Source organism: Roseateles sp. SL47 (genome assembly GCF_026625885.1).
GTDB lineage: Bacteria > Pseudomonadota > Gammaproteobacteria > Burkholderiales > Burkholderiaceae_C > Roseateles.
In genome coordinates this window covers 1,249,501-1,263,680 of sequence record NZ_CP113068.1, presented here as the reverse complement: position 1 = coordinate 1,263,680, position 14,180 = coordinate 1,249,501, and the positions used below count along the sequence as shown (strand labels likewise).

At 66.9% G+C, this 14,180-nt stretch carries 11 protein-coding genes; 6 read left to right on the top strand and 5 right to left on the bottom strand.

Annotated elements, in window-relative coordinates; all coding sequences use genetic code 11:
* The first annotated feature begins 15 nt into the window (after positions 1 to 15).
* The 3 genes from OU995_RS05535 to OU995_RS05525 all read left to right on the top strand — a co-directional run bounded on the left by OU995_RS05535 (position 16) and on the right by OU995_RS05525 (position 3,849).
* A complete protein-coding gene (locus OU995_RS05535; protein WP_267834533.1) occupies positions 16 to 1,317 on the top strand; it encodes a UDP-N-acetylglucosamine 1-carboxyvinyltransferase in 1,302 nt (433 codons plus the stop codon).
* A gap of 176 nt (positions 1,318 to 1,493) precedes the next feature.
* The gene (locus OU995_RS05530) at positions 1,494 to 2,411 is read left to right on the top strand and encodes a pseudouridine synthase (RefSeq protein WP_267834532.1); all 918 of its coding nucleotides are present in this window, start codon (positions 1,494 to 1,496) and stop codon (positions 2,409 to 2,411) included.
* A 136-nt stretch (positions 2,412 to 2,547) separates the two neighbouring features.
* Positions 2,548 to 3,849, top strand: a complete 1,302-nt coding sequence (locus OU995_RS05525; RefSeq protein ID WP_267834531.1) for a GGDEF domain-containing protein — start codon at positions 2,548 to 2,550, stop codon at positions 3,847 to 3,849.
* A gap of 31 nt (positions 3,850 to 3,880) precedes the next feature.
* Here the strand turns inward: OU995_RS05525 and OU995_RS05520 are convergent, their stop codons facing one another.
* On the bottom strand, positions 3,881 to 4,699 hold the full coding sequence (locus tag OU995_RS05520; RefSeq protein WP_267834530.1) for an HDOD domain-containing protein: 819 nt from the start codon (positions 4,697 to 4,699) through the stop codon (positions 3,881 to 3,883).
* Between the two features lie 85 nt (positions 4,700 to 4,784).
* Positions 4,785 to 5,546 (bottom strand): TSUP family transporter, encoded by a 762-nt coding sequence (locus OU995_RS05515; protein WP_267834529.1) that lies wholly within the window; start codon positions 5,544 to 5,546, stop codon positions 4,785 to 4,787.
* Positions 5,547 to 6,123: 577 nt separating this feature from the next.
* Here OU995_RS05515 and OU995_RS05510 point away from each other — a divergent pair.
* Positions 6,124 to 8,451, top strand: a complete 2,328-nt coding sequence (locus OU995_RS05510) for a DEAD/DEAH box helicase (RefSeq protein ID WP_267834528.1) — start codon at positions 6,124 to 6,126, stop codon at positions 8,449 to 8,451.
* A 61-nt stretch (positions 8,452 to 8,512) separates the two neighbouring features.
* Here the strand turns inward: OU995_RS05510 and OU995_RS05505 are convergent, their stop codons facing one another.
* A complete protein-coding gene (locus OU995_RS05505) occupies positions 8,513 to 8,674 on the bottom strand; it encodes a hypothetical protein (protein WP_267834526.1) in 162 nt (53 codons plus the stop codon).
* A gap of 248 nt (positions 8,675 to 8,922) precedes the next feature.
* Between OU995_RS05505 and OU995_RS05500 the strand changes: the two genes are divergently transcribed.
* Positions 8,923 to 9,417 carry a thioredoxin family protein gene (locus OU995_RS05500; RefSeq protein WP_267834524.1) on the top strand — a complete coding sequence of 165 codons (495 nt, stop codon included), beginning with the start codon at positions 8,923 to 8,925 and terminating at the stop codon, positions 9,415 to 9,417.
* Between the two features lie 167 nt (positions 9,418 to 9,584).
* On the top strand, positions 9,585 to 10,961 hold the full coding sequence (locus tag OU995_RS05495; protein WP_267834523.1) for a leucyl aminopeptidase family protein: 1,377 nt from the start codon (positions 9,585 to 9,587) through the stop codon (positions 10,959 to 10,961).
* Between the two features lie 24 nt (positions 10,962 to 10,985).
* Here the strand turns inward: OU995_RS05495 and OU995_RS05490 are convergent, their stop codons facing one another.
* Both OU995_RS05490 and creD read right to left on the bottom strand, forming a co-directional pair.
* Positions 10,986 to 12,662 carry a GMC family oxidoreductase gene (locus tag OU995_RS05490; RefSeq protein ID WP_267834521.1) on the bottom strand — a complete coding sequence of 559 codons (1,677 nt, stop codon included), beginning with the start codon at positions 12,660 to 12,662 and terminating at the stop codon, positions 10,986 to 10,988.
* Positions 12,663 to 12,787: 125 nt separating this feature from the next.
* Positions 12,788 to 14,158, bottom strand: coding sequence for a cell envelope integrity protein CreD (gene creD / locus OU995_RS05485; protein WP_267834520.1), 1,371 nt, complete (start codon positions 14,156 to 14,158; stop codon positions 12,788 to 12,790).
* Between the last annotated feature and the right edge of the window lie 22 nt (positions 14,159 to 14,180).

The window sequence follows — 14,180 nt, the reverse complement described above, 5'->3', positions numbered from 1 at the left end:
CGGTTCGCGCGGCCCATGTCCAACCTCATCGTCCACGGCGGCTCCCCCCTGAAGGGCCGCATCGTTCCCTCGGCCAACAAGAATGCCGTGTTGCCCATCCTGTGCGCGACGCTGCTGACGCGGGAACCCGTGCGGCTGCATGGCGTGCCCGAGATCACCGACGTCAAGAAGATCCTGGAAGTCTTCCGCCAACTCGGCAGCAGCGTGTCGGTGGACTTCACCTCCGGCATTCTGGACCTGCATCACAAGGACACCCATTTCGACCCCGCCAAGGACCACCTGCCGGAAGAAATGCGCAGCTCCATCATGCTGGTGCCCGGCCTGATGGCCCGCTTCGGCGCCGCCCGCATTGAGGACGATGTCAAGGGCTGCACCCTGGGCGCCCGCGAGATCGACCCTCATGTGGAAGTGTTCGAGCGCTTCGGCGCCTCGGTGGACCGCGCCTCCGACGGCCTGCTGCTGAAAGTGGACGGCAAGCTGCGCCACAACGACCACTGGACCGACTACGCCTCGGTCACCACCACCGAAAACTTCGTGCTGTGCGCCGCTCTGGCCGACGGTACGTCCACGCTGATGAACGCCGCCAGCGAACCGCATGTGCAGGAGTTCTGCCAGTTCATGCAGATGCTCGGCGCCAAGCTGGAAGGCCTGGGCACCTCGCGCCTGACCATCCACGGCGTGACCACCCTGGGCGGCGGCGAATTCACCTTTGCCGAAGACTTCCACGAGATCGTCACCTTCCTGGCCCTGGGCGCCATCACCGGCGGCGACGTGCGTGTCAAGAATTCCCACCCCGAGCAGTTCCCGCTGATCGACCGCACGTTTGCCAAGTTCGGCGTGCAGATCCTCCATGAGGACGGCTGGTCCCGCGCGGTGGTGAACGGCAAGCTCAAGGTCAAGGAACCCTTCACCCGCAACATCCTGCAGAAGGTGGAAGCCGCGCCCTGGCCCTACCTCCCGGTGGACCTGCTGCCCATCTTCGTGGCCCTGGGCGTGAAGGCCGAAGGCAGCGTGATGTTCTGGAACAAGGTCTATGACGGCGCCATGGGCTGGACCACCGAGTTGTCCAAGTTCGGCGCACACGCCTTCCTGTCGGACCCGCACCGCATGGTGACCTTCGGCGGCAAGCCGCTCACGCCGGCGGAAGTCGAAAGCCCCTACATCATCCGCGTGGCCATCGCCCTGCTGATGGTGGCTGCCAGCATCCCCGGCAAGTCGGTCATCCACAACGCCACCCCGGTGCGCCGGGCGCATCCGCAATTTGCGGAGAACATCACCCGCCTGGGCGCCAAGGTCGAGTGGGTCGAGGGCGATTGAGACCAGGCCGCCAACGGACGGCTTGTCGGTCATCCTTGCGAACCGGCTGTGCAGGGCTGCGGCTGGACCACAGTCTGGTCGCGGCTCAGTAGCGGCGTAGCACCGGCGCAGTAGTCAGCGCAGTAGTCAGCGCAGTAGTCGGCACATTCGTCGGCACAACATCAGCAATCGATGCCATGGCACGTCCCCCCAAGCTGACGCTCCCGCTGCGTGATGGTGTCGCCGCCTCCGCGCTGGCCTGCACGCCAGGCCCCTGGCCGCTGGTGCTGGACTTCCTCGCGCATCGGCTGCCGCTGGTGACGCGGGACGATTGGTCGGAGCGGATGGCGCGCGGCGAGGTGCTGGACGATCACGGCCAGCCGCTGGCCCCTGACACCGCCTTCACCCGCTGCCAGGGCCAGCGCCTGTATTACTGGCGCTGGCTGGCCAACGAGCCGCAGGTGCCCGGCGAGGTCCGCATCCTTCATCAGGACGATGACCTGCTGGTGGCGGACAAACCGCATTTCCTCCCCGTGACGCCCAAAGGTCGGTATGTCCAGCAAACGCTGCTCACCCGCCTGCGGCGCATGACCGGCATTGCCGACCTCAGCCCGCTGCATCGCCTGGACCGCGAGACCGCCGGGCTGGTGCTGTTCTCGGTGCAGGCCAGCCATCGCGATGCGTATCAGCGGCTGTTCCGGGACCGTCAGGTGGACAAGGTCTATGAGGCCATCGCGCCCGCGTCCGACACGCTGGCGTTTCCGATGGATCTGGCCACCCGGCTCCAGGAGCATCCGGCGGATTTCATGCAGATGCAGACGGTGGAAGGCGAACCCAATGCCTTCACCCAGGTGCGCCTGATGGAGCACCTGCCCGGCGGTCGGGCCCGTTATGAGCTGCGGCCCAGCACCGGCGCCAAGCATCAACTGCGAGCGCAGATGTGCGCGCTGGGCCTGCCCTTGATGGGCGACCGCATCTATCCGGTGCTGCAGCCCGTGGAAGAGGTGCCCGACTTCTCTCATCCCCTGCAACTGCTTGCGCGTCAAATTGGCTTCACGGACCCGCTCACGGGGCGCCTGCGGCAGTTCACCAGCACGCTGACCTTGCAGGCATAAGTCAGCCGCGTGTGGGCATCCTCAGAAGAGAGTATGCGTCGTGCCCCCCTCGAAGGGGGCTAGCGTGCGCGTTTCCCCGGAGAGGATGCAGGGTCTGGAAATGCACAATGTTTCTAGATCGTTGCTGCAGAACCCCATGACCCCAAAGGCCATTCGCGTCTCGGTCGGTGCACGCACGCTGCTGGCGTTGTTCGTGGTGGGCTTGCTGTTTGCAGCCGCTTCCACAGGCTGGGATCTGCGCGAAGACCTGCGCCGCCGCGCGCAGCAGCTGGATCGTGATCTCCATGCCATCCCACTGCTCTACACCGCGCCGCTGGTGCAAAGCCTGGGGCAACCGCCGGAAGCGATTCGCGCCCTGCTGGAGCACATCGTCCGGCAGCATGGCTTGCGCAGCATCGAGCTGATGACCCGCACTGGCGAGCAGATCCGCGCAGAGGCTGATGACGGTGGGGACCCCGGCCCGAGCGCTGAATTCCCGCTGGGCGCGAGTGGCGGTGCGGTGAAGGTCCAGGCCCAGGGCGTGTCCTTGCTGCAGACCTTGCAACACGATGCGCTGTTGCGCAGCGCCTTGATCCATCTGTTGCTGGTGCTGCTGCTGGGGCTCGCGGCCGCCGTGCTGCTGGACCGCTGGCTGCTGCGCCAGTTGCGCAGGCTGTCCGAGGAAGCGAATCGCTTCGAGGCAACGATGCCGCCGCAGTCGCTCTCGTGGCTGGAGCCCGACGACCACGGGCCGCATGAGGTCCTGCAACTGGAGCGCGCGTTTGCGCATGTGCACAGCACCCTGGGGGGCGAACTGCAGCGGGAGCAGACACGCGGGCGGCAATTGCGGGACGAGATCCTGCGCCAGCATCACCGGCTGGCGGAGGTGGAACGATCGCTGGAGGCCAAACGCCGTGAACTGGCGGCCCTGGAGCGACACGACCCCTTGACCGGGGCTTCGAACCGCCGGGAATTTGAGTTGGCCCTGCGGCGTGAATTCAAGCGTGTGCAGCGGGAGCAGGGACGGCTGGCACTGGCGGTGCTGGATGTGGACAACCTGAAGCCCTACAACGAGCGCCACGGCCGGGACGCTGGCGACGAGCTGCTACGGCGCCTTGCTCATCTGCTGGCGGAGCAGTTCCAGCGCGACACCGACGTGGTGGCCCGCCTGGGCGGTGAAGAGTTTGTGGTGCTGATGCCGGGGCTGGATGTGCGCTCGGCCCAGGACCGCCTGGAGACGGTGCGGGACGCCTTGCGTGCGCTGGCCCTCCCGCATGGAGCGCGTCCTGCCGCCCAGCGCAACGGGACACACGAGGACTGGGTGACGGTGAGCATCGGGCTGGCCGCGTACCAGCCCGGCCGCCCCTACCTGAGCAGCCAGGCGCTGCTGCAGGCGGCGGATGAGGCGCTGTATCTGGCCAAGCACACCGGCAGGGATCGGATCTGCCTGGCGCCGTGAGGCCCGTGGTGTCGCTGGCCTTCAGCGGCCTTCAGCGGCCCTGGGCTTCCGCCTGCTGCAACTGCTCTTCCACCTTGCGCGCTGCACGCAGCACCAAGGTTTCGTCCAGTTGGGCCTGCGGCGCGATGAACATGATGTTCTCGTCGAGCTGCGTCGGGTCGTTCATCAAGGTCCAGGCCACCAGCGAGATGGCGCCGACACCGCGGCGCTGCATGGTGTCGGGCATGCGCAGGTCCCGTTGAATTTCCACATGGTGGCTGACGCTGCTCACCGCTGCGGGCGCCAGGCCCCAGCTCTCACACAGGGCTGCCCCCAGCTTGTCATGGCTCACGCCGAAGGCGGTGCTTTCCAGCTGTGCCAGTTCCACATCGGTGCCCGCAGCCCGCAACATGGCCGGATAGTGGCCCGGCGCATGACGGTACAGCACCGCCTTGCCGCATTCTTCAAACAGGCCGGCCGAGTGCGCCGCCCAGGGGTCCACCCCCAGCATCTGGCCCATGCGGCCCATCAGCAGGCCGCGCTTGGCAGCGCGTGACCAGATCGGTTCGAGTTCAGCAGCCGGCGGGAAGGCGGCACGCAGGCCCATCTCAAAAGTGATGGCCGCGACTTCGCGCATGCCCAGATAGGTGAGCGCCTGATGCACGGTCTGCACCCGGCCCCGCAGGCCGTACAGCGAGGAGTTGACCGCCTTCATCACGGCGGCGGCCAGGGCCATGTCGGTCTCCACCAGGGAGGAAACGGCTTGGAGGTCGATGTCCTCCTCTGCCATGAGCAAAGAGAGCTTCACCAGCACTTCCGGCTGGGTGGGAATCTCGATGTCCAACGAACGCAGTTGTGGATCGACGGGCATGGTAAGGATGGGTTGTTTGTCCAATGGTATAGCGAGAGACGCCTGTCCCGTCATCCCGCCTTTGGCGGAAAGTGACCGGAGCAGTTCAGCGCAAGAACGCGTCGTAGCCGGTCTTGAGAATCAGCACAGACACGACGGCCACGAACATGCCTCGCACGAATCCTGCGCCACGGGCCAGCGCCATGCGCGTGCCCACCAGGCTGCCCGCCACATTGGCCACCGCCATGACGGCGGCGATGTGCCACCAGACATGGCCCTTGCTGGCAAACAGCACCAGCGCGGCGGCATTGGTGGCCGTGTTGAGCAGCTTGGCGGTGGCCGAGGCGTGGAGGAAGTCAAACCCCAGCAGGCGGACGAACAGGAAAACAAAGAAGCTGCCGGTGCCCGGACCGAAGAATCCGTCATAAAACCCGATGACCACGCCGATCACGGCGGCGATCAGCGTCTGAACGCCCACGGTGTGGCGCGGCGCATGGTGGCGACCCAGGTCTTTTTTCGCCAGCGTGTAGAGCAGGACGGCCAGCAGAATCACTGGCAGAGCCTTGCGCAGGCCCGACGGATCGACCTGCGTCACCGCCCAGGCGCCGCAGAAGCTGCCGCCCAGCGCCGCCAGGGCCGCTGGGATCAGCGCGAGCCACGGCAGCGAGACGCGTTTGGCGTATTGGTGGGTGGCCCAGGCGGTCCCCCAGACGGAGGCGCCCTTGTTGGTGCCGAACAGGGTGGCGGGGGCTGCGGTGGGATAGGTGCTGAACAGGGCGGGCACAAGCACCAGCCCCCCGCCACCCACCACAGCATCCACAAAGCCGGCCAGCAAAGAGGCCAGCGCCACGGTCAAAAGCTCGTACATGAGAAGCGGACTCGCAGGAGCGGGCCGCAAACCAGGAAAAGTCGGGCCACAAAAACAAAGCGGGCACCTGATTCAGGTGCCCGCGAATTGTGACAGTGTCACCGCGATTCGTTGGTCTTGGTTCTGATTTGTTTGTCTCCTCAGCCCCCGTAGGCAACCACCATTCGCACAGCAGTTGCGTCGAGTGATGGGGATCGTAGGACTGTGTATCCATGCACGCACTTGGGGTTTTCACTTGGGGAATGCACCAGAATGGGATGGTGTGCCCGCGCTCACTTGCATGAATATCCCCTTCATACATGGTTCTGCGCACATCGCCCACTGCACGCTTTCGGATCTTGGGCGATTTGCGAACGGCGTTACATCGTGTCGTCATACCCCTGAAATGAAGGGTCGTTGCGGCCTTTCCGTCCGAAAGCTGCCACAGATGGCGTCTGGAGAAAATGTAAGAGCGCCGCCAGGTGGGCGGCGGCAGTTGGTAAACGGGGCCTCCCGGGTGAGCTCGGCGCGCCAATGGCGCGGAAGGCCGATCCACGCGCCTCGGCCGGCCTTGCCAGAACCCTGACAATCCCAGGCGATGTCCGGTCCCCGTCCCCACCTCCTCCTGCGCACCTTCTCCCGAGGCGATGGCCTGCTGGGCATGCGTCCGCACGGCAAGCTCGGACCCCGTGGTGATCGGGTGACCCTGATCCAGCTGCTGTGCGCCCCTGAGCGGCCGGAGCACTTGCTGCAGTGGTCGCAGCTGCCGCTCCAGCCGGTGGACCCGGAGCTGCTGCAATGGCGGGAGACCGGTGTCGGCCTGGCCTTGTCGCCCTGCTGGACGCTGGAGCGGGAGGACCTGTTTGCCGACTTCGTCGTGGAACAGCTTCCCGCGCTGCGCGAGGCGGGTTGGGAGGTGGCGCTGGCGCCCGGCTTTGCACACCACAGCCAGGCCATTGATGGCTGGGAACTGGAGGCGGTCGCGGAGGCTGAGGCGCTGGGGGCCGAGGGCAGCCATCGGTCCGACGGGACCCAGGGCGCGGACCGCATTCCCGGGCTGGGTCTCTCGCGCCGCAAAGGCGCCTGGCTGATCAGCCTGGGGGTGGTGGTGCAGGGCGAGCGGATGGATCTGGCGCCGCTGATCTGGGACCTGATCCGCCGGGACAAACGATGGATCTCCGCCGAGTCGCTCAGCCTGATGGACGACGACGCCGTGGTCAGCCTGCGAGCGCCGGGCGGACGTCGCCTGCACAGCACCGCCGGCCCGCTCAAGCGCCTGATGCTGACGCTGCTGGAGGTGCTGCTGGCCCAGCGCTCACGACGGGCACCGCTGAAGCTGACCTCCTGGGAAGCCGCCCGTCTCTCGCTGCTGGAGGGTGAGGACAGCCGGTGGCAGTTGCACGGCGTCCAGGACTTGCGGGATCTTTGGATCCGGCTGCAACGTGCCGGTCCGCCGGTGCCAGTGGCCGCGCCGGAGGGGCTGGGCATCACGCTGCGGCCCTATCAACTGCAGGGCCTGACCTGGCTGCAATACCTGGCGGCGCACGGGCTGGGTGGCATCCTGGCGGACGACATGGGCCTCGGCAAGACGGCCCAGGCGCTCGCCCATCTCTGGATACAGAAACAGACTGGTCGGCTGAGCGCTCCCGCCTTGGTGGTGGCCCCCACCTCGCTCATCTTCAACTGGGCCCAGGAGGCACAACACGTGGCGCCGGGGCTGCGAGTGGCCAGCCTGTCCCAACCGAGCGACCGATCCGATGTCCTGGCCCGTCTGGCCGACACCGACCTGCTGCTGTGCAGCTACGGTCTGGTCTGGCGCGAGCTGCGGGCCCTGACCCGCCATCGTTTCAGCCTGCTGCTGGTGGACGAGGCCCAGGCGGTGAAGAATCCCCGCTCCCGGGCGGCCCGGGCCCTGCGCCGCCTGCATGCCGACCAGCGCCTCGTGCTCACCGGCACGCCGCTGGAAAACCATCTGGGCGAACTGTGGACCCAGTTTGATTTCCTGTTGCCGGGTTATCTCGGCGACAGCCGGGCTTTCACCCGCCATTGGCGCAAGCCCATCGAGCAGAACGGCAGTGCCGCGCGGGCCCGGCAATTGGCCCAACTGGTCCGTCCGTTCATTCTGCGTCGGTTGAAGAATGAGGTCGCACCGGAACTGCCGCCGCTGACCGTCGTCACCCAACGCATTCCGCTGCAGGGCGGTCAGCGCCAACTGTATGAAAGTGTCCGCATCGGTGCCGACCATCTGGTGCGCCGGGTGCTGGCCCAGCAGAAGCTCTTTGGCGACGGCCTGATGTCGGTGCTGGATGCCATGCTCAAGCTGCGCCAGGTCTGCTGCGATCCGCGCCTGGTGCCCGGCCTGGACATCCCGGACACCATGGACGCGGCCAAGCTGGACTGGCTGCGGTCACGCATCCCGGCCTTGGTGGCCGAAGGCCGGCGCTTGCTCGTGTTTTCCCAGTTCACCGGCATGCTGGCCTTGATCCGTGATGCCCTGACGACGGCCGGCATCCCCTTACTCAGCCTGACCGGCGACACCCCGGCCGGCCAGCGCGGGGAGCTGGTGCGGCGCTTCCAGGCCGAAGAGGTGCCGGTGATGCTGGTGAGCCTCAAGGCCGGCGGCGTGGGGCTGACCCTCACGGCCGCCGACACCGTCATCCAGGTGGACCCCTGGTGGAACCCGGCCGTGGACGCCCAGGCCATGGCTCGCGCCCACCGGCTGGGTCAGACCCGGCCGGTGTTTGTGCATCAGTTGGTGATTGAGGGCAGCATCGAGGAACGGATGCTGGAGCTTCAGGCGCGCAAGCAGGCCCTGGCAGACGGGCTGCTGGGGCGCGATGGCGGTGAAGTTCTGGAGAAATTCAGTCCCGCAGACATCGAGCGCCTGTTGGCGCCCTTGATGGATGACGGGGACGAGATGGGATGAAACCGCAGCGGCCGGGAGGCTCAAGGGCCCCCCTGGCTCCGGAGGCCCGGGCGGCGCTGGATCAGCGCTTGCGGTCGAAGCGCAGGGCGCGGGCAACGCTGCGACGGTCGCAGCCGAGGCTCGCCACCTCAAAGGCTTCATGTTTGCGGCCCTTGTCGTTCTGCCACTCGGGCAGCGGGGCGCGACGGGTTTGAGATTCAGTGCGGGAATGGGACTTCATCATGGTCTTGGACCTTCTGGCTTCCAAGCGGGCAATGACCGCTTTGGGCACACAACGCGTGGGTCGCATGCCCCGTTGACAGGCACTTCACATTTCCAGACGTCTGACATGCACCGAAACCTTGCATCCGCTTGATTAAGTTCATTAAAAGAACTTCGAAGACGATTCAACCCACCCCCGTCGCAGCCCCGCCACGGGACTTTGGGCGGCCCCCACGCCGTGCCGCCCGGTTTATGGCTAAGCTGCCGCCCATGTCCGCGCAAGCCCCCGCTCCCCGTTCTGCGTTTGATGACGCCCCTGATAACAGCGCACCGCTGGTGTCCCCTGCTGCCGCTTCTACCCGCCTTCCTCCGGCGGCTCGTGCTGCCGAGCCCGCCGCGCCCGCCAGCGGCGCTCTGCTGGTGGCCTGCCTGTGTGCCGCCTGGTGCCGGGTCTGCGACGGCTACCGCGAAGATTTCGCCCAACTGCGACAACAATTCCCGGACGCCCGATTCGTCTGGGTCGATATCGAAGACGACGCGGAATTGGTGGACGACCTGGAAGTGGAGACCTTTCCGACCCTGTTGATCGGTCAGCAGGAGCGGCTCTGCTTCATCGGTCCGGTACTGCCCCAAGCTGGTGCAGCGTTGCGGCTGGTCCAGGCCGCGATCGAGAATCCCGCCATGGCCGCCGGCAGTGCCACCGCGCCGGCCGGCACCACGGCTGCGGCCCAGGCCCTGCTGGCCCGGTTGCGCCAGTCCTGCTGATCCGCCAGCCGCCCGGACGTCAACGCCCCCGTCCACCAATCGCTCATCGGAACCGTTGTCCCTCGCACCAGCCGCAGGTCACTTGTGTCCAGGGGGTCCCTCCGGGGGAGAATTCCGCTCTTCACGGCCCGACCCGGGCTGCCTTCTTTTAGCCCAACGGCAAGTCGATGAACGTCCAATTCAAGAGTTCGGTGGCTCGCGCCACGCCCATCCTGGCGCTGGACCGCGCCGCCTATCAGGCGCTGGCCCCGCAGCTCCCCAAGCGCACCCAGCAATGGCTCGCCACGCTGGGCTTCAGTGCCGCCCCGGACACCTTCGCCCTGGTGCCGGGTGAGGACGGCAAGCTGGCCCAGGTCTTTGCCGGTGTGGCCCATGCGGCGCATCCGTATGCGCTGTCCGCGCTGCCGATGGCCCTGCCGGAAGGGGACTACACACTGTCGCCGGAAGGCCTGAAGCTGCAGGACGAAGCGGCCGCCCTCTCCTGGGAACTGGGCTGCTACCAGTTCGACCTGTACAAGCCGCGCAAGCGCGCACCGGCCCAGTTGCTGGTCAAGACCAGCCCGGACGGCCAGCGCGGCCTGGCCCTGGCCACCGCCATCAGCGCTGTCCGTGACCTGGTGAACACACCGGCCGAGCACATGGGCCCGGAAGAACTGTCCCGTGCGGCGGCAGTGGTCGGCAAACAGCATGGTGCCAAGTTCAAGGACGTGGTGGGTGACGACCTGCTCAAGAAGAACTTCCCCGCCATCCACGCGGTCGGCCGCGCCAGCACCCGGGCACCGCGCCTGATCGAGCTGAACTGGGGCAGCGACAAGCACCCCCGTCTCACGCTGGTGGGCAAGGGGGTGTGTTTTGACACCGGTGGCCTGGACATCAAGCCGGCCGACGGCATGCGCCAGATGAAGAAGGACATGGGGGGCGCCGCCAACGTGCTGGGCCTGGCCACGCTGATCATGGCGCTGAAGCTGCCGGTGCGCCTGCAGGTGCTGATTCCGGCCGTGGAGAACGCGATCGCCGGCAATGCCTACCGTCCGGGCGACGTGATCAAGACCCGCGCCGGCCTGCACATCGAAATCGGCAACACCGACGCCGAAGGCCGCGTGATCCTGTGCGACGCGCTGGCGTATGCCGCCGAGTTCAAGCCCGAGCTGATCATCGACATGGCCACGCTGACCGGCGCTGCCCGCATCGCTCTCGGCGCCCAGCTGCCGGCCCTGTTCGCGCGCCACACCGATACCGCCCGCGATCTGATGGACCTGGGCTTCAAGATGGACGACCCGATGTGGCACATGCCGCTGTGGGCGCCCTACAAGGAAGGCATTGCCTCCAGCATTGGCGACATCGTCAACACCGGCCGCAGTGCGCTGGCGGGTGCCATCAACGCCGCGCTGTTCCTCGACGCCTTTGTACCGGACGGCCAGGACTGGCTGCACCTGGACCTGTTTGCCTGGAATGACGTGTCCCGCCCCGGCCGCCCGGTGGGTGGCGAGGCCCAGACCATCCGCACGCTGCTGGCCTACCTGGAAGAGCGCTTCGGCGGCTGACCCGCACGCTGGGCCCGGGAGGGCTCAGTCCCCGAGCCGCAGCCAGGCTGCGGCGCGCTCGGCAATCATCAGCGTGGGCGAATTGGTGTTCCCGCTGGTGATGGTGGGCATCACGCTGGCGTCAATCACCCGCAAGCCCGAGACGCCGCGCACCCGCAACCGGCTGTCGACCACCGCCTCGGGGTCGTCCGCCCGGCCCATGCGGCAGGTGCCCACGGGATGGAAGATGGTGGTGGCAATGTCCCCGGCGAGCCGGGCCAGTTCCTCATCCGTCTGATATTGCAGGCCCGGCTTGTATTCCTCCGGCTGATAGCGGGCCAGTGCCGGCTGCGCCACGATGCGGCGGGTCAACCGCAGGCTGTCGGCCGCCACCTGGCGATCGGTCTCGGTGCTCAGGTAGTTGGGCGCAATCAGCGGAGCATCGGATGCCTGCGGGCTGCGCAGCTGCACGGTGCCACGGCTGGTGGGGTTGAGATTGCAGACGCTGGCGGTGAACGCATTGAAGCCATGCAGCGGCTCCCCGAAGGCCTCCAGCGACAGCGGCTGCACGTGATATTGAAGGTCTGGCCAATCCCTGGCGGCTGAGCTGCGGGCAAAGGCGCCCAGTTGGGATGGCGCCATGCTCATCGGCCCGGTCCTGCGCAAGGCATATTCCAGGCCGATGCGGGCCTTGCCAAGCCAGCTGCTGGCCAGCGTGTTGAGCGTGCTCACCCCATTCACGCGGAAGACCGCACGAATCTGCAGATGGTCCTGCAGGTTGGCCCCCACGCCCGGCAGGTCGCGTTGCACCGCAATGCCGTGGCGCTGCAGCAGTTCACCGGGCCCCAGCCCGGACAACTGCAGCAGTTGCGGCGACCCGATGGCACCGGCCGCCAGCAACACCTGGCCCCCGGGCATGAGCCCCGCTTGCTCCAGTCCCTGGGGAGTCCGGACCTCCACGCCCTCACAGCGGGTCTGGCCGTCGGCACCACCGTCGGACAACAACAGGCGCTGCGCCTGCGCCCCGGTCCACATCTCGAAATTGGGCCGCGCCAGGCAAGTGGGTCGCAGGAAGGCCTTGGCCGTGTTCCAGCGCCAGCCGCCACGCTGGTTGACCTCAAAGTAGCCCACCCCTTCGTTGTTGCCGGTGTTGAAGTCGCAAGTGGATGGAATGCCAGCCTCCTGCGCCGCCGCCGCAAATGCATCCAGCACGGCCCAACGCAGGCGCTGCTTTTCCACCCGCCATTCCCCGCCATGACCGTGCCGGCTGGCATCAAAACCGGCGGGGCGTTCGGCCCCGTCATCCAGCCGCCAGTGATCTTCATGCTGCTTGAAGAAGGGCAGCACCTCCTGCCAGCGCCAGGCATCGTCGCCGGTGAGCGCGGCCCAGCCGTCGTAGTCCCGCGATTGGCCCCGCATGTAGATCATGCCGTTGATGCTGGAGCAGCCCCCCAGGACCTTGCCCCGGGGATAGCGCAGGCTGCGCCCGTTCAGGCCCGGGTCCGGCTCCGTCTTGAACAGCCAGTCGGTGCGAGGGTTGCCGATGCAGTAGAGATAACCGACGGGGATGTGGATCCAGTGATAGTCGTCCCGCCCACCGGCTTCCAGCAGCAGCACCCGCTTGGAGGCCTCCGCGCTCAGCCGGTTGGCCAGCAAACAGCCAGCCGTGCCGGCGCCAATGATGATGTAGTCAAACCGCTGGTCTCCAAGGTTGTCTCGCATGGTGCTGTCGGCCGGGGCCCGTTTCTTATGGACCCCATGCTGGCGCATGCGGTGCCGGGCGGCAATGGCGTTCTTCCGGAGGGCGTTCCTCCGAAAGGTGTCCACCAGCCTCAGACCCGGAACTCTCAGGCGCGGTCCTGCTCCCCCGGCCGGGCCGTGGGCGGGCCCGGGTCGCGCGCCGCGTCCTGACCGCCCTGCAAGGCGTACCAGTCGATGCGCCGCGTGACCACCATCACCACCACCAGCACGCCAAACAGCAGCAGCGCCCCAATCAGCAGGGCCGCCTGCTCCTGGATGAGCACCACATACAACGCCCCATACAAGAGGGCGATCAGCGCACCAAAGCCGATGCCGCGCCCCACCCGGCCCAACATGGCCGCGCCATAAAACCCCAGCAAGCCCACCACGGCCGCCGCCGCTGCGCCATAGGAAGCCGCAAAGCTGAGATGCTCCGACAGGCTCAACAGCAGCAGGAAGAACATGCTGATGGCCATGCCGACCAGCAGGTACTGCACCGGGTGTACGCGTCGGCCCGCCATCAGTTCCAGCATGCCAACGCAGACAAACGTCAGCACGATGAACAGCACGCCATATTTGATGGCCCGGTCGCTCATGACGTAGGGGTTGATCGGGTCCACCATGGAGAAGTCCAGCGTGTCGACATCTTTCTGGCCCTTGAGCACATCCGACACGGCATCGGTGGCCAGCTCGGAAATGGTCCATTGCGCCGAGAAGCCGTTGGCATCCACCTTGCGGGTGGCCGGCGAGGGCAGGAAGCGACCGCCGAAGCTGGGATGCGGCCAGTCCGAACGCAGGTGCACCTCGGTGGCGGAAGCCGCCGGAACGACCGAGAAACGGGTGGTGCCAGTAAGTTGGAGCGTGACCAACAGATCCAGCGGCTGGTCCGTGGCCAGATTGCGCAGCGCGGTATGGAACCCGCGCGGGAACGTGCTGTGGCCCGTGCCGGAGACCACCGGCAGGGCATCGGCCCCGCGCCGGACCTCCACCGCCTGCAGTCCGCGCGGGTCGGACATCGACACCGCCATCTGCGGGTCGGCACAGGTGAGTTGCCCGTCCTTGTGCTCGGCCACCGGCACCAGCGCGGCCAGATCGGCAAAGTGCGCCTTCAGCGTGGTCCGCCCGGCATACCCCCGCACCTTGAACAGGCCGCGGTAGCGGGTCTCCTGATTGAGCTGCCCGTCCACGGACAGGTGGGTGGGCAACTGCATCAGGGTGAATTCGCGCCGCTGACGCTCCACCCGGAGGTCCTTGCCGGTGCCGGTGGTGTCTACCCAGCTTTCCACACACCAGCGCGTCACCATCGGGCCCAGCAGCATCTGCTCGCCCGCCTGGGAAGCCGCCACACCCTGGGTGGCTTCACGCTGGCGCTCCTGGCGGTCATCCACCAGCCAGCCGATGCGGGACAGCACCATCAGCAACACCAGGGTCACCGCCATCAGGATGGCCAGCTTCAGCCACACCGCCTTTGTTTTCATTCGTCTTGCTCCATTCAAGGGA

Excerpts from the sequence above, each read along its gene's own strand:
- OU995_RS05535 (WP_267834533.1), top strand. The coding sequence starts at position 16 with ATGTCCAACCTCATCGTCCACGGCGGCTCCCCCCTGAAGGGCCGCATC.
- OU995_RS05530 (WP_267834532.1), top strand. The coding sequence starts at position 1,494 with ATGGCACGTCCCCCCAAGCTGACGCTCCCGCTGCGTGATGGTGTCGCC.
- OU995_RS05525 (WP_267834531.1), top strand. The coding sequence starts at position 2,548 with ATGACCCCAAAGGCCATTCGCGTCTCGGTCGGTGCACGCACGCTGCTG.
- OU995_RS05520 (WP_267834530.1), bottom strand. The coding sequence starts at position 4,699 with ATGCCCGTCGATCCACAACTGCGTTCGTTGGACATCGAGATTCCCACC.
- OU995_RS05515 (WP_267834529.1), bottom strand. The coding sequence starts at position 5,546 with ATGTACGAGCTTTTGACCGTGGCGCTGGCCTCTTTGCTGGCCGGCTTT.
- OU995_RS05510 (WP_267834528.1), top strand. The coding sequence starts at position 6,124 with ATGTCCGGTCCCCGTCCCCACCTCCTCCTGCGCACCTTCTCCCGAGGC.
- OU995_RS05505 (WP_267834526.1), bottom strand. The coding sequence starts at position 8,674 with ATGATGAAGTCCCATTCCCGCACTGAATCTCAAACCCGTCGCGCCCCG.
- OU995_RS05500 (WP_267834524.1), top strand. The coding sequence starts at position 8,923 with ATGTCCGCGCAAGCCCCCGCTCCCCGTTCTGCGTTTGATGACGCCCCT.
- OU995_RS05495 (WP_267834523.1), top strand. The coding sequence starts at position 9,585 with ATGAACGTCCAATTCAAGAGTTCGGTGGCTCGCGCCACGCCCATCCTG.
- OU995_RS05490 (WP_267834521.1), bottom strand. The coding sequence starts at position 12,662 with ATGCGAGACAACCTTGGAGACCAGCGGTTTGACTACATCATCATTGGC.
- creD (WP_267834520.1), bottom strand. The coding sequence starts at position 14,158 with ATGAAAACAAAGGCGGTGTGGCTGAAGCTGGCCATCCTGATGGCGGTG.